Annotated in this window: 19 protein-coding genes; 2 read left to right on the top strand and 17 right to left on the bottom strand. The window is 32.0% G+C overall.

Going from position 1 to position 25,401, the window contains the following annotated elements:
• Positions 1-124: 124 nt before the first annotated feature.
• From acnA to J3R86_RS05280, 3 genes are all read right to left on the bottom strand, one after another.
• On the bottom strand, positions 125-2,830 hold the full coding sequence (acnA, locus tag J3R86_RS05290) for an aconitate hydratase AcnA (protein ID WP_207518378.1): 2,706 nt from the start codon (positions 2,828-2,830) through the stop codon (positions 125-127).
• Positions 2,831-3,846: 1,016 nt separating this feature from the next.
• Positions 3,847-5,490 (bottom strand): glycine betaine uptake BCCT transporter, encoded by a 1,644-nt coding sequence (locus J3R86_RS05285; protein WP_207518377.1) that lies wholly within the window; start codon positions 5,488-5,490, stop codon positions 3,847-3,849.
• Between the two features lie 335 nt (positions 5,491-5,825).
• A complete protein-coding gene (locus J3R86_RS05280; protein WP_207516515.1) occupies positions 5,826-6,899 on the bottom strand; it encodes an IS30 family transposase in 1,074 nt (357 codons plus the stop codon).
• A gap of 139 nt (positions 6,900-7,038) precedes the next feature.
• On the opposite strand from J3R86_RS05280, the gene mscL reads away from it, so the two are divergent.
• Positions 7,039-7,395, top strand: coding sequence for a large conductance mechanosensitive channel protein MscL (gene mscL / locus J3R86_RS05275; RefSeq protein ID WP_207518375.1), 357 nt, complete (start codon positions 7,039-7,041; stop codon positions 7,393-7,395).
• 369 nt (positions 7,396-7,764) lie between these two features.
• On the opposite strand, the gene sbcC is transcribed toward mscL, so the two are convergent.
• From sbcC to sosA, 8 genes are all read right to left on the bottom strand, one after another.
• On the bottom strand, positions 7,765-10,794 hold the full coding sequence (gene sbcC / locus J3R86_RS05270; RefSeq protein WP_207518373.1) for an exonuclease subunit SbcC: 3,030 nt from the start codon (positions 10,792-10,794) through the stop codon (positions 7,765-7,767).
• A 3-nt stretch (positions 10,795-10,797) separates the two neighbouring features.
• Positions 10,798-11,922, bottom strand: a complete 1,125-nt coding sequence (gene sbcD / locus J3R86_RS05265) for an exonuclease subunit SbcD (protein WP_207518372.1) — start codon at positions 11,920-11,922, stop codon at positions 10,798-10,800.
• 123 nt (positions 11,923-12,045) lie between these two features.
• Complete coding sequence (locus J3R86_RS05260) at positions 12,046-12,513, bottom strand: CcdC family protein (RefSeq protein WP_207518370.1); 468 nt, start codon at positions 12,511-12,513, stop codon at positions 12,046-12,048.
• Positions 12,514-12,681: 168 nt separating this feature from the next.
• Positions 12,682-12,924 carry a YneF family protein gene (locus tag J3R86_RS05255; protein WP_002465162.1) on the bottom strand — a complete coding sequence of 81 codons (243 nt, stop codon included), beginning with the start codon at positions 12,922-12,924 and terminating at the stop codon, positions 12,682-12,684.
• Positions 12,925-13,431: 507 nt separating this feature from the next.
• Positions 13,432-14,718: a group II intron reverse transcriptase/maturase gene (ltrA, locus tag J3R86_RS05250; protein WP_207518488.1), complete on the bottom strand. Its 1,287-nt coding sequence runs from the start codon at positions 14,716-14,718 to the stop codon at positions 13,432-13,434.
• 549 nt (positions 14,719-15,267) lie between these two features.
• Complete coding sequence (gene tkt / locus J3R86_RS05245; protein WP_207518369.1) at positions 15,268-17,256, bottom strand: transketolase; 1,989 nt, start codon at positions 17,254-17,256, stop codon at positions 15,268-15,270.
• Positions 17,257-17,376: 120 nt separating this feature from the next.
• On the bottom strand, positions 17,377-17,616 hold the full coding sequence (locus tag J3R86_RS05240; RefSeq protein WP_207518367.1) for a DUF896 domain-containing protein: 240 nt from the start codon (positions 17,614-17,616) through the stop codon (positions 17,377-17,379).
• Positions 17,617-17,800: 184 nt separating this feature from the next.
• Entirely contained in the window at positions 17,801-18,034 is a 234-nt protein-coding gene (sosA, locus tag J3R86_RS05235) for a DNA damage-induced cell division inhibitor SosA (RefSeq protein WP_207518366.1), read from the bottom strand.
• Between the two features lie 143 nt (positions 18,035-18,177).
• Here sosA and lexA point away from each other — a divergent pair, with 143 nt between their 5' ends.
• On the top strand, positions 18,178-18,801 hold the full coding sequence (gene lexA / locus J3R86_RS05230) for a transcriptional repressor LexA (RefSeq protein ID WP_207518365.1): 624 nt from the start codon (positions 18,178-18,180) through the stop codon (positions 18,799-18,801).
• Positions 18,802-19,127: 326 nt separating this feature from the next.
• Here lexA and J3R86_RS05225 read toward each other — a convergent pair whose 3' ends face one another.
• The 6 genes from J3R86_RS05225 to J3R86_RS05200 all read right to left on the bottom strand — a co-directional run bounded on the left by J3R86_RS05225 (position 19,128) and on the right by J3R86_RS05200 (position 25,392).
• Positions 19,128-20,144: a CAP domain-containing protein gene (locus tag J3R86_RS05225; protein WP_207518519.1), complete on the bottom strand. Its 1,017-nt coding sequence runs from the start codon at positions 20,142-20,144 to the stop codon at positions 19,128-19,130.
• Positions 20,145-20,164: 20 nt separating this feature from the next.
• On the bottom strand, positions 20,165-21,142 hold the full coding sequence (guaC, locus tag J3R86_RS05220; RefSeq protein ID WP_207518364.1) for a GMP reductase: 978 nt from the start codon (positions 21,140-21,142) through the stop codon (positions 20,165-20,167).
• 118 nt (positions 21,143-21,260) lie between these two features.
• Positions 21,261-22,547 carry a group II intron reverse transcriptase/maturase gene (ltrA, locus tag J3R86_RS05215; RefSeq protein ID WP_207518488.1) on the bottom strand — a complete coding sequence of 429 codons (1,287 nt, stop codon included), beginning with the start codon at positions 22,545-22,547 and terminating at the stop codon, positions 21,261-21,263.
• 619 nt (positions 22,548-23,166) lie between these two features.
• On the bottom strand, positions 23,167-23,436 hold the full coding sequence (rpsN, locus tag J3R86_RS05210; RefSeq protein WP_207518363.1) for a 30S ribosomal protein S14: 270 nt from the start codon (positions 23,434-23,436) through the stop codon (positions 23,167-23,169).
• A gap of 199 nt (positions 23,437-23,635) precedes the next feature.
• On the bottom strand, positions 23,636-23,785 hold the full coding sequence (rpmG, locus tag J3R86_RS05205; RefSeq protein ID WP_001265708.1) for a 50S ribosomal protein L33: 150 nt from the start codon (positions 23,783-23,785) through the stop codon (positions 23,636-23,638).
• Between the two features lie 89 nt (positions 23,786-23,874).
• Positions 23,875-25,392: a catalase gene (locus tag J3R86_RS05200; protein WP_207518362.1), complete on the bottom strand. Its 1,518-nt coding sequence runs from the start codon at positions 25,390-25,392 to the stop codon at positions 23,875-23,877.
• Between the last annotated feature and the right edge of the window lie 9 nt (positions 25,393-25,401).

Here is a 25,401-nt window from a genome sequence, read left to right as displayed (position 1 = left end):
GGCTTGAAAAAATAATTATGCATCAGTCCAATTTAGTACAGAACCATAATCCCCCCCCTAAGTTTAACATATATAATAAAAGACTATGCCATGAAACACATAGCATAGTCTTGTTTAAATTTAATTATTGAGCTAATTTATTTCTTAATACCATTTGTAAAATACCACCATGACGATAGTAATCCATTTCTACTAATGAGTCAAAACGTGCCATAGCATCAAATTCTACTAATTCGCCATCAGATTTTTTAGCTGTAACTTTAACAAAATCATGAGGCTGAACTGATTCATCAATATTAACTGAAATTTCTTCAGTACCATCTAAACCTAATGAGTCAGCTGATTCACCTTTTCTAAATTCTAATGGAAGTACACCCATCATTACTAAGTTTGAACGGTGAATACGTTCATAACTTTGTGCTATAACAGTTTTAACACCTAATAAATTAGTACCTTTGGCAGCCCAGTCACGAGAAGAACCCATACCATAGTCATTACCTGCAAGAACAACTAAGCCAGTACCATCTTCTTTATATTTCATTGCTGCATCGAAAATTGGCATAATTTCATTAGTTGGCCAATAAGTTGTGAAACCACCTTCAGTTCCTGGTGCTAATTGGTTTTTGATACGAATATTAGCAAACGTACCTCGTACCATTACTTCATGGTTACCACGACGAGAACCATAAGAGTTAAATTCACGAATTGGTACATCATGATCTAATAAATATTTACCTGCTGGTGTATCTTTACCAATGGCTCCGGCTGGAGAAATGTGGTCTGTTGTCACTGAATCACCAAATTTACCCATAACACGTAAATTATTTAAAGGTTCAATCTTACCAGGTTCTTTTGATAAGCCTTGGAAGAATGTTGGATTTTGAATATAAGTTGAATTAGGATCAAAATCATACAATGGTTTGTCAGTAACATCTATTTCATTCCATAATTTATTATTACTATATACATTTTCATATTCTTCTTTAAATAGTTCTGGTGTAACTACACTATCTACTGTATCAGAAACTTCTTTAATTGATGGCCAAATATCTTTAAGATAAACATCTTCGCCATCTTTACCTTTACCAATTGGCTCATGTTCTAAATCAATATCAACTGTACCAGCTAACGCATATGCCACTACTAATTGTGGAGAAGCTAAATAGTTAGCTTTAACTAATGGATGAATACGACCTTCAAAGTTACGGTTACCTGATAAAACAGATGTAACTAATAAGTCTTCTTGAGCAATTGCTTTTTCAATTTCTGGTAACAATGGACCTGAGTTACCAATACAAGTAGTACAACCATATCCAACTAAATTAAATCCTAAATCATCAAGATATTCTTGTAAACCTGAATCTCTTAAGTACCCAGTTACAACTTTTGAACCTGGTGCTAATGAAGTCTTAACATATTCTGGTACTTGTAAGCCTTTTTCGACAGCTTTTTTAGCAACTAATCCAGCACCTAACATAACATATGGGTTAGATGTATTTGTACATGACGTAATTGCGGCTATAGCAATATCTCCAGTAGTCATTGTAGTTTTTGAACCATCTGCAAATTCAATTTCAGCAGTTTTATCAAATTCACTAGCATCTAATCCATGTCCTTGGTTACCTGCAGGAGCAGTAACTGAATCTTCGAAAGCTGTTTTCATATCACTTAAGAAAATTAAGTCTTGAGGACGTTTTGGACCTGATAATGATGCTTCAACTGTTGCTAAATCTAACTCAATAACATCAGTATAATTAGGATCTTCATTTTCAACATCGAAGAACATATGATTTTGTTGTAAATATTCTTTAACAATAGCGATATGTTCGTCAGAACGACCAGTTAACTTCATATATTTAAGTGATTCTTCATCAACTGGGAAGAAACCACATGTTGCACCATATTCAGGTGCCATGTTCGCAATTGTTGCACGGTCAGCCAATGGTAAATGTTGTACACCAGGACCAAAGAATTCAACAAATTTTCCTACAACACCTTTTTTACGTAATTCTTGTGTCACACGTAATGCTAAGTCAGTAGCTGTAGCACCTTGTGGTAATGCATTTGTTAATCTAACACCAATTACTTCAGGAATTGGGAAATAAGATGGTTGACCAAGCATTCCTGCCTCAGCTTCGATACCACCAACACCCCAACCAAGAACACCAATACCATTAATCATAGTTGTATGTGAGTCTGTACCTACTAATGTATCAGGGAAAGCTGTTTGTTCACCATCTACATCTCTCACGTGAACTACATTAGCTAAATATTCTAAGTTAACTTGGTGGACAATACCTGTTGCAGGTGGAACAGCGTTATAATTGTCAAATGCTTTTGTTGCCCAGTTTAAAAATTGATAACGTTCATAGTTACGTTCAAATTCTAATTTCATATTGCGTTCAAGCGCATCTGGATTGGCATAGCTATCAACTTGTACTGAGTGATCAATAACTAAATCAACAGGTACTTCCGGGTTAATTTTGTTAATATCTCCACCTACATCATCCATAGCTTTACGTAAAGATGCTAAATCTACTACTGCTGGCACACCCGTGAAGTCTTGTAAAATAACACGTGAAGGTTTAAATGGAACTTCCCCTTCGTTACCTTCATTTCCAAATTGACTTAGTGCTTTAATATGCTCATCAGTAATAACAAAATCGTCCTCCTGACGAAGTAAAGATTCAAGTAACACACGGATAGAATAAGGTAATTTTGAAATTGTTGTATAGCCATTGTCTTCTAAAGATTTCAAATCATAATAAGTATAATTTTGACCATTTAATGAAAATTGCTTTTTTGATTGTTCTTTCATATTTGCAGCCATAAATTAATCCCCCTTGGTTAAATTTATATTTATATGCCTTAATTAAATTGTATAATTATATGTATTGTTTAACAACTCATCTAGACTAGAAAACGCTTAAATATCGTTTCGACTTTTTAATCGGTATCTATAAGCAAAACTTATCATAAAGTTAAAGTGTAATAAGTATTTATTATTAATTGAGAATAGTTATCAATGTCAATTAAGGGCAATGTTATAATCAAATATCAATATTTGTATTGGGTATTAACTTTAACGTTTTTTTAATACTGTCATTGTTTGACATTATATCTTCAATTACAATCACATATTAAAATTATGCTATTTTAAATACTAAATTACTGGATGCATAATTTAGTGAATTTCTGAAGTAAGAGTTTAGCCATCCTATTATATATTTCATTTTTATTCGTTTAAAAAGGTTCTCTCTCAAATTAGATTAATACATAATAATTTTTAAGCCTCGCAACCTAGCTTGCACATTTAGAGCTACTTAGATTTTTAATCTTTAGTAGCTCTTGCCCAGCTTGCATTGCTTGTAGAAACTGTGAAACAGTTTCTCTATGCTGGGTCCCAATGCAATTGTTAGAGTTTCTGCTATTTTAATAGCTAGAAAATCTTATGCAGTTTATTATGAATTAATAAACTGTAAACCTTTTTCATAGCAATCAATTGTAATCCTTTAAAACTACTTAAATTTTTAATCTTTACTAGTTCTTTCCCAACCTTGCCCGTCTTGCACATTTAAAGCTACTTAGATTTACAATCTTTAGTAGCTTTTATGCAGTTGTACATATAGTGCAACTGTAATCCTTTTAATTTTTTTCTATGACGGGTCTCTACATTGCTTGTTGAAACTGTTTCGAAGTTTCTCTTTGCTGGGTCCCAACCACAGGTGTCTTGTCCTTAAAATAATTTCTATTTTTAATTATTTACATTTTATTTATCAGTCCTAAAAAATTAAATAATCACAAAAAGACCTACGAGCAGTTGCTCATAGGTCTAATTAAATAATTCTATTGTTCTTTTTCTTGATTTCTACGTGATTGACGTTTTTCAAGAATATCTGATTCATAATCTTCTTGTTGATGCTTAATATACTCTTGTAAACGATGTTTATTAGGCGTTAATGTAAGTCCTAAAAATTTTCGTTCTTGATTAGCATCTTTGTAGAAACTTATCATCATGAGTATGACGACAAAGGAGAATGGGAATGCACTTATGATTGCTGCACTTTGAATAGCATTAAGTGCTTCAGAACCATTACCGCCACCTGCTAATAATAGTACGAAAGCGATAAGTGCTTGTGCAACACCCCAAACAACTTTAACCATACTAGATGGATTTAATGAACCAAATGTTGTTTGCATTCCTAAAACGAATGTCGCAGAATCGGCTGAAGTAATAAAGAAAGATGCAATTAATAATAATGCAACTAATGATAGTACAACGCCGAATGGTACATGATTGAATACTCCAAAGAGTTGTGTTTCTGGAGTCATATTAAATACTTCTTTGTATTTTTTACCTGTTTCAATACCTAAGACACCAAAGACACTAAACCAAATGAAACTTACAATTGCAGGAACTAAAAGAACTCCAGAAATGAATTCTCTGATTGAACGTCCTTTAGATACCCTTGCAATAAACACACCTACGAATGGGCTCCAGCTTAACCACCAACCCCAATAGTAAAGTGTCCATGAAGACATCCATTCACGTTTTTGAGGATTAAGTGCTGCTGTGTCAAAGCTATTATATAGGAATGTATTTAACAAGCTACCAGTAGAACTAGTTAGCATATTTAAAATTAGAACTGTTGGACCAACAATTAATGCAGCTATCATGAGTACAGTTCCTAATCCAATATTTAAGTTACTAAGGTATTGAATACCTTTACTTAAACCAGACCATGCACTAGCTATAAACAAAATAGTGACTATAACAATAATAATTGCTTGTACCCAAGTTGCATTGGGAACACCAAACAGATAGTTTAAACCACCGTTTATTTGTAATGCACCCATACCTAATGATACAGCTACACCTACAATAGTGGCAAAAACAGAGAGAACATCAATAAACGTTCCAATAGGTCCTTCTACTTTATCTCCTAATATTGGACGTAAAGTTCTTGAAAGTAATCCTGGTTCTCCCTTACGGAATTGAGCATAAGCTAATGCCAGTGCTACTACACCATACACTGCCCAAGCATGGAATCCCCAATGGAAAAATGTTGATCTTAAAGCTTCTGTATATGCTTCAGTTGTTTTAGGATCAGCAGTAGGTGGTGTTGCAAAATGCGCCATTGGCTCTGCTGCACCATAGAAGACTAATCCAATTCCCATACCTGCACTAAACAACATTGCAAACCAAGAAACAGTATTAAATTCTGGTTTATCATTAGGTTTACCTAATTTGAGTTTACCAATTGGACTAAAGATAAGGAATACACAAAAGAAAACAATAACAGTTGTCAGTATTAAATAATACCAACCTAAATTTTCAGTAATCCACATTTTAATACTATTCGTTACACTGTTGAATTGTTCAGGTAAAATCGCACCAATCAACACAACTATTGCAACTACAATAGCACTATAAATAAAGACTGGAGAAAACTTCTTTTCACTACCATTATTTGGTGAAGAAGAATTCATAATTAATTACTCCCTTCAATTCAATATTTAGTTTTCAATAGAAATAAATTAAAGTTTTATCTAAAAAAATTAATTTATACTAACGCACCTGTATAGGATAACAAAGCTCAACTCGATAATCAAATTTTCTTAAAATTAGTATTTTCTAATTTTTTTATATGTTGTATAATGAAATTTACACGTAAATTTCAAGTTTAAGTTAGCCACTTATATTTTTTAAGTAGTACTAACGTTTTAGGCTCTTTTCTGTTTTGTAAACCCAAGATGAGTGGTAGATATTCTATCTATGACTCATCTTGGGTTAGTAACAGCTAAAGTATTTAGCTGTTAAATAACTATAATAGATTTAATACTTTTAATGCTTGAGCCATTCTATGATGAGCTGTGTCATAGCCTAGGATTTTTCTAGGATAATCATTCATAAATTGTTGCACTTGTTTTAAGCGACATTGACTCACGGTTGATAGATCAGTTCCTTTAGGTATAAATCGACGTAACATTTTATGTTGATTTTCACTGGTACCACGTTCAAATGATGAAAATGGATGTGCGAAATAAATATTGATGTCATGACCAAATTCTTCATATAATGATGCGAATTCTGAGCCATTATCTGCTGTGATTGATTTGAATATATGTGGTGTGAGCGACTTTAAATGCTTAAATATTGATGTTAATCCTTGTGAGACTGAATGAGCGCTTTTATCATTAATCAGCTTTAAGATTTCAAAACGTGTAGCACGTTCAACGAGTGTTAAGATGACAGGTTTAGATTTATCTTTGGTACTGATGACAGTATCGATTTCCCAATGTCCAAAGGTTTGACGAGATTGGACGTCCTGTGGACGCTGTTCAATACTTGGACCTAAAATACGACGATGTGTACGATGATAAGTTTGATTAGACATTCGACGTTTTAACTTCTCTAAAAGATGGATATTTTTAGTCGCCATGATATTATCATTAATCCAAGCATATAAAGTTGTCACACATGGTATTAAATCTTTACGGAATACATTTTCACGATGAGCACATGCCACAACAGCTTCAGGTGACCAACGTTGTTGAATCATTAAGTCATCAGCCCAAGCTATAAAATGAGGATTTTTCCGCCATAAAGATTGTGCGCCACAACGTTGTCGATTCTTGTAGTAATTTTGTTGTGCGAGTGATGGAATATATTGGAATTGTTCATATTCATAAACTTTATCTTGATATTTTTGGCGTGAAATTTGACGTGTAGTACCGCGTTTTATTTCATTATGGATAGTTTGAGGCGCACGTCCTAATTCACGTGCAATAGCACGATTAGAAAAGCCTAAATCTTTAAGGGTTTCGATACGAATGCGTTCTTCATAAGTTAGGTGTGTTCCTTTATGTTTTATCGTGTTACAATGATTTTGCGTCATGTGAATTCATCCTTTATTGAAGAGTGTGAGAGCCTCAATAATAACATGAAATTCACGTGACGTTTTTTATTTATAGGTGGCTAAGTTGATTATAAAATCCACCAATGAAATTTACATTTAAAAAAAGAGAGGTAGTATTATGTTAAAAGAATTTAAAGAGTTCGCTTCAAAAGGGAATGTACTTGATTTAGCTGTAGCTGTTGTTATGGGAGCTGCATTCAACAAGATTGTAACAGCATTAGTTCAATATATTATAATGCCATTAATTGGTAAAATTTTCGGCTCAGTTGACTTTGCAAAAGAATGGTCATTCTGGGGAATTAAATATGGTCTATTTATCCAGTCAATTATCGACTTTATCATTATCGCATTTGCATTATTCATCTTCGTAAAAATTGCTAACACATTAATGAAAAAAGAAGATGAAGAAGAAGTACTTGAAGAAAATACTGTCTTACTTACAGAAATCAGAGACTTATTAAGAGAAAAAAACTAAATTAGTCTTTATAAAAAAACACGACAATATCTATAGTTAGTCTTTACAAATTTAGTAATTTGCTTTAAGACTATACTTTTAACGATATTGTCGTGTTTTTTTATCTCCCTAGTTAATTAAATAAATATACTTCATACCAGTTCGACTATTATCCCTATTTCCTCTATTAAAATGACATAATTATTATCATAACAATGTGTTGTTTCAAATTGTATTCACATTAAAGTATCATTTGATTTATCAAATATTATTTTTCTATTTTCACCATATATTTATAGATAACTATCATAGTTTTATAATTAATAGAAATATATAATATGGTAAGTAAAAATAGTTCAATCTTATTTCTATTACATAATTAAAATGATATTAATTTCTTCTAAAAGCAGTAGTACTTTGGTATTGATTTGCTTTCACTTCTAAAATTAATGGTATCCTATTCTTCAACTCACTTACATGAGAAATTATGCCTACCATTCTACCAGTCGACTTAATATTCAACAAAGTATCTAATGCAGTTTCTAAAGTTTCTTGATCTAGTGTACCAAAGCCTTCATCAATGAATATAGATTCAAGTGAGATACCACCTGCTTGTTGTTGCACAATTTCACTAAGACCCAATGCCAGTGCTAATGAAGACTGGAATGTTTCTCCCCCTGATAAAGAACTTATATGTCTTGATTTATTAGAATACAAATCAAAAACATCGATTTCTAAACCACTTAATCCCTGTGATACCGCTTCTCTCCGCTTCAATTGGTAACGATTATCTGTCATGTTTGCTAAACGTAAATTAGCTTGAGTAATAATTTTATCTAAATAGTAAATCAAAACATAATTTTCAAGATTTAATTTTTTGTTATTTTTACCATTTAGTATTTCTGATAATTGGAAAATTTGTTGTTGTTCTTTCAATTCTTTATTCAAATAGTTTATATGCTGTTCAATATCTTTAATTTTCTTGAATATTTCTTGCCATTGAAATTGAACTTTAGACAACTCACTTATATCATGTTCTTGCTGTTGCTTAGCTATTTCATAGTCCTTTATTAACTTCTCGTGATTATATAATTCTTTATGTTCTGTTAATTGCTTTAATCTTTTAATTTCTATTTCGTATTCGTGTAACTGTTGATAATATTGATCAATATCATGTTGTATTTGTTCTTTTTGTTGTCGATATTGGACAAGATCTTCTATTTCTTGTAATGAAGTTATATTTAGGCGTTGTTGCTCTTGTTCAATATGAAGGTTTATATCGTTTAACTGTACCTCATAATCATTTAATTGTTGTTGATAATGTTCAAAGTTGTTATGTTCAATCTTACCTTTCTGTTCGACTTCATTTAGTTGTTTAGTTAAGTCGTCTAGTTGCTCATGATACCTCTGTATACTTTCCACATATTCTTTATATACATTTAAAAATTCAGAAATATCATCAAAGTTTGTTACTTTTTTAAACTCCATTATATTCTCTCTATGTTGACGTAGTTTACTGTCATTATTATTTAATGATAGTTCTGTTTGATGTAGTTGTTGAATGAAACTTTCTTTTTGTTTTACTTTATTCTCAACTCTTTTATTTATTTCTTGTTGTTGCTCTAACTGTTGTTGTTTTACGGTTAGTTTATATTGTAAATCTTGTAGATTATTTGTATTTATATCATTTATAGAAATATTAGCAATTTGTTCCTCAACATTTTTAATTTCATTATCTTTTACAGCTATATTTGATTGGACAGTTGCAATATCAGCTTCTATTTTCTTTATATCATTACGTCTCTTATTGATTGAATTAAAATCAATATGTTCTCCTAAATCATTTATTTCATTACCACAAATAGGACATACTTCTCCAATTGATACTGCCGCTTTTATTTCATTAACAAAATCTTCTTTATTAGTTAAGTCTAATAAATCTTTATCTAAGCTGTTATGTTTATTTTTCAATTCAGTCATTAAATCTAATTGATTACTTTTCTGTAATTGTAATTCAGTCAACTGTTGTTGTTTTTCTTTCATTTTTGCTTTTGCATCTAATTGGTCTTTCATATTTTTAATATTATTGTTTAAATTGTTTATTTCAGTTGTTAACGTGATTACTATATCATAGTCTTGTTGATGGAATTCTAAATCATTATTTAATTGATTTAAATTGTTTTTTAATTCGCCTTGTTTAATATAATCTTGTTCAAATTGTTGTTTAACTTGTTCAATATCTTGATAACTATTCTTGTATTTATCAATGTGTTGTTCTATATATTGAGTTGCATTGATAAACTCTTCTTTATTTTTAACAATTTCTTTTTTAGCATTAAGTTGTTCAAATTGATGATTAATTGCTAATTTCTCTGAATTAATAGACTCAATTAGTTTGTTACTTTGGTTAATACTATTTATAGTATTGTTGTATTTTACAGTTATTTGCTCTTTATTATCTAAATATGTAGTTAAAGTGGCAATTTCATTCAAGTTAAATATAATTTGTTTTTTATTGTCTATCTCATTTTGATGTTCTTTTAATAAACTAAGATTGTACTGTTGTTGTTCTAATAATTTGATATTATTTAAAAGTTCAATATTTTGATTTAATTTTCGTTCGATATTTTCAAAGTCCTTGCTACTTTGTTGTTGTTTGAGTTGATATTCATTTAAGATTTTCTCAGATATCTTATATATTTCTGGAATATAGTAAAGTATTTTTTCAGTTTGTTGACTTGATGTCGATAGTATCATCATTAAAACTTCGTCATCAAAGTGATCAATACTTTGCCACAATGCATCAATTTGTTGATATCTATTGTCTATCTGTTGCTTTTCTGACTTTACATCATCTGTTATTACATTTTGTATATTTTCATATTTTTCACTATTAAACAAAGTTCTTAATATGCCTTGTTTCTCCCTACTATTAGATAATAAAAATCTTTTAAATTCACCCTGAGGTAAAATAAATAGTTGTCTGAATTGGTCAGCATTGACACCTAATAAATCAATAATAAATTGATTTCCAAGTGTAACTTTGCTTTCTCTTAATTCAAATTTATTATCTATTTTTTCATAAACATCAAGTTTGGCATTAGTTTTTGTAACATTTCCTTCTTTTAAAAATGGCCCCTGTCTTGTAACTTTATATTGCCTATTATGTAATTCAAATATAAAAGTTACTGTCATCGGTTCTTTTCCATCCGCAAAATGACTTCTCAAATCTGATTCTTTTCTATCTTTAGTTGAAGCCTCTCCAAATAATGCATACACCATAGCATCAAAAAGCATTGTTTTACCAGAACCAGTTTTACCACTTATCAAAAATAACTCATTATCTTCAATCTGTCTAAAATCTATATGTTCCTCTAAAAATGGGCCAAAATTTACTAATTGCAATTCTAATGGTTTCATATTTTATTCCTCCTTTCTCTCAATGTCCTCTAAGATATTGATTATTTTTTTCGATTGAACATCAGTTAATGTTTCATCAGTAATGTATTGGAAGAATTGTTCAATAATTGAAAAATCGTCACGTTCTTCAATATCTACCTGGTCATTAGTTTCATTAAAACTAAAAGTCTCATTTGTTAAAGCTAGTGTGTTAGGGTAAATTTCCTTCAAATGCATCATTGGATCAATAATATGAGACATATTTTTTAATTTAAAATGAAAATAATTGTCCTTATTTTTGACCTTAACTTTTTCTTCTATCACGTCTTGATACTCTCCTTCAACTATTTCAAGTTGTCTTAAAGGAATTAATGGTACAAACGTATCTTCTATATTGTCATTTTTATCAATCGTGACCTGTCTATATCCTTTTGCTTGTCCTGCTTCTGAGAACGAGTACTGTAGTAATGAACCACTATATTTAATCTTTTTATCATTAATGCTGAAAGGGTGATGTAAATGACCTAGCATGACATGATTAAAAGGATTAAAAACTGATGATTCTATAGATTCCACTGTACCTATTGTTAAAGGACGTTCAGAGTCTGATGTCTTACCACCTTGAACTGTTAAATGACTAATGAGTATGTTTATCCCATTAGTATTAATATGATTGGTTATTTCTGATATACACCTGGCTATCCCCTGTTGGTGTGTCTTTATCTGATCATCTTCAAAGTAAAATTGCATTTCACTAACTGTTGCATACGGTAAAGTGTAAAAATTTATGCCATTCAATATTATTGGTTCTAAAAAATCTTCTAGTTTCGTCTTAATATATAATTGGTTGTGTTCAAACCAACCAGCTCCATAATTTAATCTTTCTTTACCATCATGATTTCCGCTTATCATGATAATTGGAATCTTAAGTTCTAAATTTAGCTTTGCAATAGTCTCTTCTAATAATTTTGTAGTATCTTTACTAGGATAAGTTGTATCATATAAATCCCCAGCAATCACAATAACATCTGGTTGTTGTTGCTTCATTTGGTCTATAAATTTAGTCAATATATATTTTTGGTCTTCAAGCAATTGCTTCCCATTCAATATTTTTCCTAAATGCCAGTCAGCAGTATGTATTATCTTCATTTAATCCTCCTATAAGAACGTTTGTTCGCTTATTATTATTTTATACATTTCTTATATTGAAATCAAGTTAAAACAAAACCACTTATCAATAACGTTAAACGCTACAAATAAGTGGCTATAGTTTTATTGTATTAGTGATTTTTTTAACTTTTTATATTGATAAAGCATAGCTATTCTCCATGGTACTATCATACAAAATGCTAATAAGAAGAACATTCCACCTATTTCTCCTGGATCAATTTCTTTACTAATAAATATTTTCATTACTGTTCTAATAACTAATAAAGATATTAAAATCACTGGAAATGCTTTTGAACGTTTCATATATATATCTGAGCCTTTAATTTCAAAACGGGATGTCCATATAAGCACAGTTGAAAATAGTACACCTAAAATAAGTGACTCTAACATTTCTTGACCGGTTAGTCTAAAATATGGAACAACATACATTAACGCACCTGTTGACATAAAAAATGGTGGTAATATAATTTTCTTTTCATTTACTGGATAATTTTGTGCTTTCATTCTTATAACTATAACCATTGCACCCATAAAAAAAGCCACAACAATTGAAAAAATTAAATATAGCACTAAAGACACCTTCTTATTAATATACTATTATATCAATTACACCAAAAAATTATATCACTTATTCATTGTGAAGTCATTTAGTATATTCAATATCAGCAAATATTTGAAATTTATAAAAAAATAAAGATTGTTCCATCGTGTGAACAATCTTTACTGCAATAAATGATATTATTTTTTTGGATTTTTCATATTTTGATCCATATTTTTATTCATCATAGTCATCATTTGATTAATTTTCTTTTGAGATGGTTTTTGACCCATTTGCATCATCATCATACGAAGCATTTCTTCATTAATTGGTGGGTTTTTCTTTAAATAATCCATCATGTATTTTCTTGCTAAGAAGAATCCACCTACTAATCCTGCGATTAGGGCTATTAAAATTAAAATAATTGCTAACCAAGTTGCCATTGTTTCACCTGCTTTCTGTATTCTTCTGAATTTTACTAAATTCAACTAATTATTTCAATAACTTATTGATCTTAGCATTTATTTCGCCACTCAAAATGATACCAAAGATTAGAGGGTTATAACAGTGCTTTAAAAATATTTATTTAACAATTTATAATTTATCACGGATTATTGATTGTTGTTTGTTTGTTTTATTAATTAGACTAACAGTTCAATTACCGACAAACCTTTTTGTTCTCTAATTCAATAAACATTCAATAGTCATAATTTTATAACACCGGATTACTATTCCGACTAACAAACTATCGTTAAAATTATTTAAACAGACTTTGATATATTTGACCATATTTTAAAAAGACGACTTCAAACTACTTTAATTAAACTCAACTTATCAACCTTAATAAAATACTTACAAATATATAATCTTTAAAATCGAGTAGGAGGATAACCATTATTTGATTATCCGTCCTCTCACACCACCGAGCGTACGGTTCCGTACTCGGCGGTTCAATATCTTGCGTAAGCCGTCTCTGCGAGTTGGGTTAATGGTTCTAACCCCCACTTGTAGAGACGTTTTGTTGTAAGTGCACGATGAACTTCATGCGTTGATGATAAGCGCCAGTATTTCTTTCTTGAATTGGCAATTTTCATTGCACTCTTATGGTCAAGTCCATACTTACGTAACATCTTATATTTGGTTTTTATTCTTTTCCATCTTTTGAGGATTAGTTGTCTAATGCGTCGGTTTAACCATGATTGTAACTTCGTTACAAAACCTGTAATAAATCCTTTACCAAAGTAATTTATCCACCCTCGTGTTACTTGATTAATTTCTGATATAATCTCTTTAAAGGTACCTGGTCTATTTCGTTTCGTTAGACGTCTTAAGGTGCGTTTTAAATTTCTTCTTGCTTCCATAGTCGGTCTGAAACGATAAGTCCCATTTACTTTGGTCATTAGACAACTCAAGAACTTTAAACGTGTGATAGAACCTACCTTGCTCTTTTCACTATTTACAATAAGTTTAAGGTCTTTTTCGATAAACTTTGTCACACTTTCCATGACACGTTGACCCGCTCGTTTTGTACGTACAAAGATGACGAAGTCATCTGCATAACGAACAAAGCGATGACCACGTTTCTCCAATTCATTATCTAATTCGTGAAGATAAATATTACAAAGTAACGGGGAAATAACACCACCTTGCGGTGCACCTATTTCTCTACTTCGATAATTACCATTGAGGTCGATTGCACCAACCTGTAGGCTTCTACGAATAAATTTAGAAATGGCTTTATCTTGAACATGTCGTTCAAATAGATACATTAATTTATCATGGTTCAACATATCAAAGCACTGTTTTAAATCACAATCAACTGCAACTAAGTAACCTTCTTCATAGTATGTTGCACATTCTTTAAGTGCAGTTCCTGTACTACGATTCGGTCTAAAGCCATGACTGTGTTTTGAGAAAGTACGGTCGATACTAGGTTCAATGACTTGTTTAATGGCTTGTTGGATAACTCTGTCTCTTGCGACAGGGATTCCAAGCACGCGCTTTTTCCCATTTGATTTAGGTATTTCAACCTTTCTTACTGCTTGTGGCTTATACGTGCCATCAAGCAGTTTTTGTTTAATTTGTGGAAAGTATTTTGCGAAATGTGATGTTAATTCACTTACTCGCATGCCATCGATGCCAGGTGCACCGTTGTTTTTCTTCACTTTCTTAATTGCTTTTTGTATATTATTCTCTCTTACAACAAGCTCCATCATAGATGGAGACTCACGATACATTTCTTTCATTTCACCTAAGATTTACTGTACGCACTCATATATCCTTTTTCGTTCCACTACTTATCTTTCTATGAGTTGCCAATCATTAATTGTATTCTGTACGTTGTAAATCTCTAACCTCCATTCTTTACTTTGTATGAATATTGTTCAGTCCTTCAGTATTTCTACCTACTATGACCTCTGCTGACTTCTCATCATTCGTTATTACTACGATTTTTTTTATCGCTGATGAGACCTCCCCGGGTAAGAGTAACCACTTTCCACTCATTCCACTGCATCATTTACTATATAGAACTCGGGTAGTATCGGACTTTATCTTGTATTGCAGATTCATCCATTCCACATAGCCTTGTATGATATTTCTGTTCGTCAGTGCGAGTGTTTGCGTCCGACTTCCTTCAGATTCCATTTCACAATGGACACCCTTGTCTTTCGCTAACAGTTCCTACTACCAAGCCTGTAACGGACTTTCACCGTCTAGTAATTACCCATGCCGGGCGCACAATTAAAAAAGAGCCTAGTTAAACTAGACTCTTATAAGTGTATTATTTAGAAGTTTAATACTTGGTTTAATACATTCTCTTTTGTAAAACCATATTTTTCTACTACTAAATCTCCAGGGGCACTTGCACCGAAACCATCTATTCCGATAACTTTACCTTCAGAGCCAACATATTTATGCCAACCAAGTGGAGAAGCCATTTCAATAGCAATTCGTTTTGTAATAGAAGAAGGAATAACTGATTCTTTATATTCATCAGATTGTTGTTCAAATGCATTCCAGTTTGGCATTGAAACAACGCGAACTCCTTTACCTTGTTTTTCAATATCTTTAGCAGCATCTACTGCTAGACTCACTTCTGAACCAGTTGCTAATAGTAAGAATTCAGGAGTTTCTGAAGTTTCATAAACAACATATGCACCTTTACGAACGCCTTCTTCAACTACATCTTCTGGTACATCAAGTACTGGTAAGTTTTGACGAGTTAATACTAGAGAAGTTGGTGTGCTTTCTGATTCTAATGCTACTTCCCAAGCAACTCTTGTTTCGTTACCATCTGCTGGACGGATAACATTCATATTAGGGATAGCTCTTAATCCAGCTAATTGTTCGATTGGTTCATGAGTAGGACCATCTTCACCTACAGCAATTGAATCGTGTGTGAAAATAAATGTTGAATTTAAGCCCATAATTGATGATAAACGTAGTGCCGGTTTCAAATAATCACTAAATACAAAGAATGTAGCGCCATATGGATGTAATCCACCGTGTGCTGCCATACCATTTACTGCAGCGCCCATTGCAAATTCACGTACACCAAACCATATGTTTTTACCTTCTGGTGTTGATGGAGTATAGTCTGCTGCATCTTTAACGTTTGATTTATTTGAACCAGCAAGGTCAGCTGAGCCACCAAAGAATGATGGTACAGATTTACTTAAAGCTTGGATTACCTCGCCAGAATCTGCACGTGATGCACCGTTATGCTCTAAGTCGAAACGAGGTAACTCATCACGATAATTAGCTGGTAATTTACCACTAACTGCCAATTTAAACTCTTCAGCAAGTTCAGGATACGCATCACTATATTCTTTAATTAATGCTTCCCATTTAGACTCATCTTCATTAGCTCTTTGTAACATTGTTGTTTGGAAGATTTCATATACTTCATCAGGAACATTAAAACGTTTTTCAGGGTCTAAACCATAATTCTCTAAAGTTAATTTTCTTTCATCTTCGCCTAGAGGAGCACCGTGAACGCCATTTGTACCAGCTTTATTTGGAGATCCAAATCCGATAGTAGTTTTAACTTCGATAATAGTAGGACCTTCTTGTGATTTAGCTTCATTGATAGCATTGTCAATTTCTTCTAAGTCATTACCATCTTTAACAAATAAATAATTCCAGCCATATGATTCAAAGCGTTGTTTAGTATTTTCGGAAAATGCTTTATTTAATTCACCATCTAATGAAATATCATTTGAATCATATAATACGATTAATTTACTTAATTTATTATGTCCAGCAAATGAAGCGGCTTCATGTGAAATACCTTCCATTAAATCTCCATCTGAAGCTAAAACATAAGTGTAATGATCAACAACATTGAATTGATCTTTATTAAATTTACCAGCTAAATGACTTTCAGCTAAAGCCATACCTACTGACATAGCAAAACCTTGTCCTAATGGACCTGTTGTAACTTCAACGCCATCAGTATGTTTAAATTCTGGATGTCCAGGAGTTTTAGAACCCCATTGTCTAAATTGTTTTAGCTCTTCTAATTCAAGACTACCAGATACATGTAATAAACTATAAAGCAAAGCTGAACCATGACCTGCAGATAAAACAAAACGATCTCTGTTAAAGTAATCTTTTGATTGAGGATTAAAATTCATGTGACGTGTCCATAAAGTGTATGCCATTGGAGCTGCGCCCATAGGTAATCCCGGGTGTCCAGAATTCGCTTTTTCGATAGTGTCAATACTTAAAGCACGAATTGTATCAACAGCTAATTGATCTTTTTCATTAAACATAAATTATATCTTCCCTTCTTCTATTTTATCACGTTCATTATAACTGATTATATAATAAAAAGATAAGTAAAACACTTACATTTTAGCTATTTATCAGAATCTTCTTTAATTTGTTACAAATTACTTTTTTTCGTTATTTTTATCACGTATTTCCTTGATTTTTTCAGGAGTAACATCATTTCCCTCAGGATCAATCACTTTTGTATTTTCAATTTGTTGTTTGAATCCTTTTCTAAAACTATCTAAATAGGCTTTTCGTAATTTAGATTGCTCTTTCGCTTCTTCCTCTGTTAAACCTTGTTCTTTTTTCTTCCTAGCAAGTTCATTAATTCTGTCTATATTCAAATCATTCTCACTCATAACAATTCCTACTTTCTCTAGTTAGTTCATTCTACGAGAAATATAACAAATATCCATCATTTATAAAAGTAACTAAATCTTTAATGAAACATTTTAATTATAGAAGTAAAAAATAACAAAAAGCCCACTATATGATTTCTCATAGTAGGCTAGAATTTTGTTTAACATTGATATTCATCAGAAATTAATTTATTGATGCGAACACTTTTTGCGAACTTTGTTCGTTATCGTTTGCAGAGTTCGTATGTTCGTACGAACGATTGTTATTATTCTGACGTAACTGATGGTCAGTCATTTCGTACGTTTGTTCTGTATGAGCACTAATGTTAACACTTATGATAAACACTGTAAAAACAGCACATGAAATTAAAAAGATTGATATATATGTTAAAACAGCTTTATTTATATTATTGAACACCTAAAATCACTCCTAGAACATTTGTTTGTATTCAAACTTTAACAGAACGCGTGTTCTATGTCAACATTTTTACGAACAAACGTTTGTTCAATTTTATAATTAATGCTATAATTAGTTTAAATCAAATTAGGGAGTGCCAATATATGAGAGAATTAACAAAGCGACAAAGTGAAATATACAATTATATAAAGCAAGTAGTTCAGTCAAAAGGTTATCCACCGAGTGTTCGTGAAATTGGAGAAGCAGTTGGATTAGCCTCTAGTTCAACAGTCCACGGACATTTATCTAGATTAGAAGAAAAAGGCTATATCAAACGAGACCCTACGAAACCTCGTGCAATCGAAATAGTAAGTGAGCAAAACAATGACAATATTAATATGGAAGAGACGATCCACGTACCAGTAATTGGTAAAGTAACTGCAGGTATACCTATAACTGCTGTCGAGAACATAGAAGAATATTTTCCATTGCCTGAGCATTTAACTTCTACTCATAATAGCGACATATTTATTTTAAATGTTGTCGGTGACAGCATGATTGAAGCAGGTATTTTAGATGGTGACAAAGTAATTGTACGAAGCCAAACTTTTGCTGAAAATGGAGATATCATTGTTGCAATGACAGAGGAAGAAGAAGCAACAGTAAAAAGATTTTTCAAAGAAAAGAACAGATACAGATTGCAACCTGAAAATAATACAATGGATCCAATCTATTTAGATAAAGTAATAGTAATTGGTAAAGTCATTGGATTATATCGAGAAATGTAATCCTAGTTTAATATAATTGTATCATCCAACTATTCTTCAATACTTTATTCAATCGAAATATCAATTGTCAAAATACGCTCATTTCAAATTTATTATAGTTTTATATTACCTCTCAATATTTGACCATATAATAAAAGACCAATTCATTTTTTTAGAATTGGTCTCTTATTTTAAATATCATTTTTTCTTATTGTTATTTGATTTTTCTGAGCTAAGAATTTTTTTAATTTTCTCTAAAATATCCTCATTTTTATGTTGTTGTTTTGTTGTCATATTATCTACTTCCTTACAAGATATAGATACCCATGTTAACAATAAAACAAACGTTAATTAGTATAATTTTCTGTCCAATACGGTTGTCTTTCATCGTTAAAGGACACACCAACACCTAACTTAGTAAATGATTGATTTAAAATATTTTTTCTATGACCAAGTGAATTCATTAACCCTTGATGTGCAAATATGCTACTAGTTTGTCCATACGCTAAATTTTCACCAGCTGCATTAAATTCTATTCCATCTTGTTTCAATCGGTCAAACGGTGACTGCCCTTTTAAATTTGTGTGGTCAAAGTAATACTTTGTAGCCATATCTTTACTATGCTCACGAGCCGTATCAGAATTTTCTTTAGAATATTTTAAAGTTGGCAATTGATGTTGTCGACGTTCAGCATTTACCAAGTCAAAATTTTGCAGTTCGAAACTATTCGCTAATGACTGAGAAGGCGCTCCATATTGTTGTTTCAACCTATTTTCCATACTATCACTTACTTGTAAAATTGCAGTAACTGAATTTTTATTATGTTCATCATAAAACACGGTTGTATATATATGTTTATTATGAAAAACATCGTATTCTTTATTATTTTGTTCGAAGCGAATATTACCTTTATCGATTTCTTTTTCCGGTTCACCCAAACGATTTCTCACTATATCTTTAGGAGTATTGTATTTAATTTTATTTTTTGAAGTAATAACATTTTGATTTGAATATAGTGCATTTACTTTATCATTTATATAGCTCACCATAATAAAATTATCATAATCATTATTATAGTATGTATACCATTTAGTACCATATTCATTGTATGTTACTCTTTTTGCTTTGCCCAAATCTTTTTCTATTTGTTTTTTAGAACTATTCATTTGAACATTATTAAATGCAAATTCTTGTTTTTTGGGTGTATCTAATTTATTTTCTGACGAAGATATTTCTTTATTTATATGAATATCTATATAGTCTTTAACTTCACTTTGCAAAGTTACAAGTGGCTTAAATTCTTTTATAGGTAGTATTAAAGCTAAACATAAAAGAATGATTATTAATCCAAAAATTCTTCTAATTTATAACACCTTCTATTAAATTAGTCTTTATCTCCATTAAATATAGAGTTTCTGACAATAACATAATCTACTGTTCGCAATGATTTCAAGTCTTTACCACCGGCGTATGAAATTGAACTTTGTAAATCTTGTTGCATTTCAGTTAACGTATCTGTTAACGAACCTTTATGTTCAACAAACATTTTCTTACCTTCAACATTTTTATGTTCACCTTTTTGGAACTCAGAAGCACTACCAAAATACTCTTTATATTGTTTACCATCTAGCTCAACTGTTTCTCCTGGAGACTCTTCATGAGCAGCGAATAATGAACCTATCATAACCATTGATGCTCCAAAGCGAATTGATTTCGCAATATCACCATGAGTACGTATACCACCATCTGCAATCAACGGCTTACGTGCTGCTTTACTACATAAATTTAAAGCAGCAAGTTGCCAACCACCAGTTCCAAAGCCAGTTTTAATTTTAGTTATGCAAACTCTTCCGGGACCTATACCAACTTTTGTTGCATCTGCACCTGCATTTTCTAATTCCCTAACACCTTCTGGCGTACCAACATTACCAGCAATTACAAAACTATCAGGTAAATGTATTTTAATATGCTTAATCATATTAATTACAGAATCTGAATGGCCATGTGCAATATCTATTGTAATATACTCTGGAATCAAGTTATCAGCCGCTAATTTTTCAATAAAGTTAAACTCTGTTTCTTTGACACCAACAGAAATTGAAGCAAATAAATTATTTTGTTGCATTTTTTTAATAAAAGGGATTCTTGCTTGTTCATCAAAACGATGCATGATATAGAAATAATCATTTTCAGCAAACCATTGTGCTAATTCTTCGTTCATCACTGTTTGCATATTAGCTGGAACAACAGGTAGTTTAAACGTCTTTGGTCCAAACTTAACTGATGTATCACACTCTGAACGACTTTTAACAATACATTTATTAGGTATTAATTGAATGTCTTCATAATCAAATATTTTCATTTTAATTAGCCCCTTTTGACAGTTTTCAAAATATGGATACAAATCGAGTAGGAGGATAACCATTATTTGATTATCCGTCCTCTCACACCACCGAGCGTACGGTTCCGTACTCGGCGGTTCAATATCTTGCGTAAGCCGTCTCTGCGAGTTGGGTTAATGGTTCTAACCCCCACTTGTAGAGACGTTTTGTTGTAAGTGCACGATGAACTTCATGCGTTGATGATAAGCGCCAGTATTTCTTTCTTGAATTGGCAATTTTCATTGCACTCTTATGGTCAAGTCCATACTTACGTAACATCTTATATTTGGTTTTTATTCTTTTCCATCTTTTGAGGATTAGTTGTCTAATGCGTCGGTTTAACCATGATTGTAACTTCGTTACAAAACCTGTAATAAATCCTTTACCAAAGTAATTTATCCACCCTCGTGTTACTTGATTAATTTCTGATATAATCTCTTTAAAGGTACCTGGTCTATTTCGTTTCGTTAGACGTCTTAAGGTGCGTTTTAAATTTCTTCTTGCTTCCATAGTCGGTCTGAAACGATAAGTCCCATTTACTTTGGTCATTAGACAACTCAAGAACTTTAAACGTGTGATAGAACCTACCTTGCTCTTTTCACTATTTACAATAAGTTTAAGGTCTTTTTCGATAAACTTTGTCACACTTTCCATGACACGTTGACCCGCTCGTTTTGTACGTACAAAGATGACGAAGTCATCTGCATAACGAACAAAGCGATGACCACGTTTCTCCAATTCATTATCTAATTCGTGAAGATAAATATTACAAAGTAACGGGGAAATAACACCACCTTGCGGTGCACCTATTTCTCTACTTCGATAATTACCATTGAGGTCGATTGCACCAACCTGTAGGCTTCTACGAATAAATTTAGAAATGGCTTTATCTTGAACATGTCGTTCAAATAGATACATTAATTTATCATGGTTCAACATATCAAAGCACTGTTTTAAATCACAATCAACTGCAACTAAGTAACCTTCTTCATAGTATGTTGCACATTCTTTAAGTGCAGTTCCTGTACTACGATTCGGTCTAAAGCCATGACTGTGTTTTGAGAAAGTACGGTCGATACTAGGTTCAATGACTTGTTTAATGGCTTGTTGGATAACTCTGTCTCTTGCGACAGGGATTCCAAGCACGCGCTTTTTCCCATTTGATTTAGGTATTTCAACCTTTCTTACTGCTTGTGGCTTATACGTGCCATCAAGCAGTTTTTGTTTAATTTGTGGAAAGTATTTTGCGAAATGTGATGTTAATTCACTTACTCGCATGCCATCGATGCCAGGTGCACCGTTGTTTTTCTTCACTTTCTTAATTGCTTTTTGTATATTATTCTCTCTTACAACAAGCTCCATCATAGATGGAGACTCACGATACATTTCTTTCATTTCACCTAAGATTTACTGTACGCACTCATATATCCTTTTTCGTTCCACTACTTATCTTTCTATGAGTTGCCAATCATTAATTGTATTCTGTACGTTGTAAATCTCTAACCTCCATTCTTTACTTTGTATGAATATTGTTCAGTCCTTCAGTATTTCTACCTACTATGACCTCTGCTGACTTCTCATCATTCGTTATTACTACGATTTTTTTTATCGCTGATGAGACCTCCCCGGGTAAGAGTAACCACTTTCCACTCATTCCACTGCATCATTTACTATATAGAACTCGGGTAGTATCGGACTTTATCTTGTATTGCAGATTCATCCATTCCACATAGCCTTGTATGATATTTCTGTTCGTCAGTGCGAGTGTTTGCGTCCGACTTCCTTCAGATTCCATTTCACAATGGACACCCTTGTCTTTCGCTAACAGTTCCTACTACCAAGCCTGTAACGGACTTTCACCGTCTAGTAATTACCCATGCCGGGCGCACAATAAAAACCGAATGTTTTTAAATCAAACGTTCAAAACATTCAGTTTATACTATCCTTATATACTTTAACTGGTTTTATTCATAATGTAAATGGACTAAAGTACGATATTTAGAAATTACCAACTTGATTTTTTTACTCCTGGAATTTGTCCTTTATGGGCATGTTCTCTAAATGCAATTCTAGACATTTCGAACTTACGTAACACACCTCTAGGTCTACCAGTTACTTTACATCTTCTTGTTAATCGAGTTGGTGAAGAATCTCTCGGTAATTTTCTTAAAGCTTCATAATCACCTTTAGCTTTCAATTCTTGTCTTAACTCATAATATTGATTAACTAATGCTTCTCTTTTTCTTTCTTTAGCAATTTTAGACTTTTTAGCCATATATAAATACCTCTTTTTTTTATAAATCGTAATTATTACGTTTTATATAATACCATATTCTTTTATATTTTCAACAGAAATAACTTACATTAATAAAATTTATTAACACAATGACCATTTTCACCAAAATATAAAAAAACAGGCGTTCCAACTGGAACAGCCTGTTCATTATCAAATCGTCGTATTTGAATAGTAAGAATTATTTAGTTTCACGATGTAACGTATATTTGTTTAATCTTGGGCAATATTTTTTCATTTCAATACGCTCAGGATTGTTACGTTTATTTTTTGTTGTGATATAGTTACGATCTCCGCATTCTGTGCATGCTAATGTTACGTTTACGCGCACGTTAAACACCCTCTCTTGTATAGGAATCTTTACGATTTATAATAATATCACAAGTTTTATCTGCATGCAATATAATAATATCAAAAATCTTAGTTATTAAAATTTTCGTATGTTTCGTCTGCAGTCGTTTCTAAGTCAATCGTATTAATATCAATTCCCAGTGCCTTAGCTACACCTTTACCATAATCTGGATCTGCTTTATAACAATGACGAATGTGACGTCGTTTAACATCTTCAGTAACGCCTTCCATGGCATTAGCCGTATTTTGGAACATTCTTTCTTTTGCTTCGTCAGATTGTAATCTAAACAATTTACCTGGTTGTTCAAAATAGTTGTCATCATCTTGACGTTGATTATATTCATAACCATCTCCATCTGTAGGGAAAGCAGGTTTTTTATATTCTGGTTGAGAACCATAAACACCTTTATCATTTGGATAGTAATGTGGTCCGCCACCTTGATTGTTATCAATAACTCTCATTTGACCATCTCTACTAAATGGGCATAAATTTTCAACACCTACTCCTTTAGGTTGGTTAACAGGTATTTGCCAGTGGTTGACACCTAAACGATAACGTTGTGCATCTCCATATGAGAATAAGCGTCCTTGAAGCATTTTATCAGGTGAAAAATCAATACCAGGAATAATATTTGTCGGTGCAAAAGCAGCTTGTTCAACATCCATGAAATAATTATCTGGATTACGATTTAATTCAAATTCACCAACTTCTATTAATGGATATTCATCATGGTACCAAACTTTTGTTAAGTCAAACGGATTATCTTTATGATTCTTAGCTTGTTCTTCAGTCATCACTTGAATATACATAGTCCATTTAGGATAGTTACCTTGGTCTATAGCATTAAATAAGTCGCGTTGTGATGAATCTAAATCCTTAGAAATGACTTCTGCAGCTTCTTCATCTGTTAAATTTTCAATACCTTGTTGTGTTCTGAAATGGAATTTAACCCATACTCGTTCTCCTTCATCATTATACATTGAATATGTGTGTGATCCAAAACCATGCATGTGTCTTAAATCTTTCGGAATACCTCTGTCAGACATTAATATAGTGACTTGGTGTAAAGCTTCTGGTAAACCAGTCCAAAAATCCCAATTATTTTGTGCACTACGCATATTTGTTTGTGGATCACGTTTAACTGCACGGTTTAAACTTACAAATAATTTAGGGTCTCTAAAGAAGAAAACTGGTGTGTTATTTCCTACTAAGTCCCAGTTACCTTCTTCTGTGTAGAATTTAAGAGCAAATCCACGAATATCCCTTTCAGCATCAGCTGCGCCTCTTTCACCAGCAACAGTAGAAAAACGTGCAAACATTTCAGTTTGTTTACCGACTTCAGAAAAAATCTTTGCATTAGTATATTGTGTAATATCTTTAGTTACAGTAAATGTACCGAATGCACCTGATCCTTTAGCATGCATTCTTCTTTCTGGTATGACTTCTCTATCAAACTGTGACATTTGCTCTAAAAAATAAATATCTTGCATTAGTAATGGACCTCTTGGTCCAGCCGTCATACTATTCTCTCTATCAGAAACAGGGTGTCCAAATACTCCAGTTAATTTTTTATCTTGTTTAGACATATGTAATTA

Origin of the sequence: Staphylococcus simiae (assembly GCF_017357005.1) — a bacterium.
Taxonomy (GTDB): domain Bacteria; phylum Bacillota; class Bacilli; order Staphylococcales; family Staphylococcaceae; genus Staphylococcus; species Staphylococcus simiae_A.
This window is presented reverse-complemented; position numbering and strand designations above follow the sequence as displayed.

What these genes read in the sequence shown, in the direction of transcription:
- acnA (WP_207518378.1), bottom strand. Translation starts at nt 2,830, where the DNA reads ATGGCTGCAAATATGAAAGAACAATCAAAAAAGCAATTTTCATTAAAT.
- J3R86_RS05285 (WP_207518377.1), bottom strand. Translation starts at nt 5,490, where the DNA reads ATGAATTCTTCTTCACCAAATAATGGTAGTGAAAAGAAGTTTTCTCCA.
- J3R86_RS05280 (WP_207516515.1), bottom strand. Translation starts at nt 6,899, where the DNA reads ATGACGCAAAATCATTGTAACACGATAAAACATAAAGGAACACACCTA.
- mscL (WP_207518375.1), top strand. Translation starts at nt 7,039, where the DNA reads ATGTTAAAAGAATTTAAAGAGTTCGCTTCAAAAGGGAATGTACTTGAT.
- sbcC (WP_207518373.1), bottom strand. Translation starts at nt 10,794, where the DNA reads ATGAAACCATTAGAATTGCAATTAGTAAATTTTGGCCCATTTTTAGAG.
- sbcD (WP_207518372.1), bottom strand. Translation starts at nt 11,922, where the DNA reads ATGAAGATAATACATACTGCTGACTGGCATTTAGGAAAAATATTGAAT.
- J3R86_RS05255 (WP_002465162.1), bottom strand. Translation starts at nt 12,924, where the DNA reads ATGGCAACTTGGTTAGCAATTATTTTAATTTTAATAGCCCTAATCGCA.
- ltrA (WP_207518488.1), bottom strand. Translation starts at nt 14,718, where the DNA reads ATGTATCGTGAGTCTCCATCTATGATGGAGCTTGTTGTAAGAGAGAAT.
- tkt (WP_207518369.1), bottom strand. Translation starts at nt 17,256, where the DNA reads ATGTTTAATGAAAAAGATCAATTAGCTGTTGATACAATTCGTGCTTTA.
- J3R86_RS05240 (WP_207518367.1), bottom strand. Translation starts at nt 17,616, where the DNA reads ATGAGTGAGAATGATTTGAATATAGACAGAATTAATGAACTTGCTAGG.
- lexA (WP_207518365.1), top strand. Translation starts at nt 18,178, where the DNA reads ATGAGAGAATTAACAAAGCGACAAAGTGAAATATACAATTATATAAAG.
- guaC (WP_207518364.1), bottom strand. Translation starts at nt 21,142, where the DNA reads ATGAAAATATTTGATTATGAAGACATTCAATTAATACCTAATAAATGT.
- ltrA (WP_207518488.1), bottom strand. Translation starts at nt 22,547, where the DNA reads ATGTATCGTGAGTCTCCATCTATGATGGAGCTTGTTGTAAGAGAGAAT.
- rpsN (WP_207518363.1), bottom strand. Translation starts at nt 23,436, where the DNA reads ATGGCTAAAAAGTCTAAAATTGCTAAAGAAAGAAAAAGAGAAGCATTA.
- J3R86_RS05200 (WP_207518362.1), bottom strand. Translation starts at nt 25,392, where the DNA reads ATGTCTAAACAAGATAAAAAATTAACTGGAGTATTTGGACACCCTGTT.